The following is a 275-nucleotide window of genomic DNA, read 5'->3' as shown; positions in this document are numbered from 1 at the left end:
CATTGGAACTCCCAAGGGGTGAGCTAACAACTAACAATCTAGTGTTAGTTGTTAGTGATGTCAAGTCCGCGTGCTCGCCTGGGGATTCGTAAAACTGCTTACTCCTTTAGGAGGGGGGGCTTATTCCAGCGCTCGGCGAATCGAACGGTACGTGGCGTTAGCTAACTCGGCGTCGAGGGCGTTGCCAACCAAGGTGGCGTTGCTTTGCAGCGCGCCGCCCAGGAATTTGAAGTCATCGGGGAATCCCTGCAGTCGTGCGCCTTCGCGCAGGGTAA

General features: G+C 56.0%; 1 protein-coding gene. It reads right to left on the bottom strand.

What is annotated here, in order from left to right; translation table 11 throughout:
- Positions 1–120: 120 nt before the first annotated feature.
- Complete coding sequence (locus tag KVT45_RS58640; protein ID WP_368857580.1) at positions 121–270, bottom strand: DNA cytosine methyltransferase; 150 nt, start codon at positions 268–270, stop codon at positions 121–123.
- Between the last annotated feature and the right edge of the window lie 5 nt (positions 271–275).

This window comes from Streptomyces sp. GbtcB6, assembly GCF_019091475.1.
Lineage (GTDB): Bacteria > Actinomycetota > Actinomycetes > Streptomycetales > Streptomycetaceae > Streptomyces > Streptomyces hyaluromycini.
Note: the sequence above shows the minus strand (reverse complement) of the source record. Positions and strands in the feature narration are given on the sequence as shown.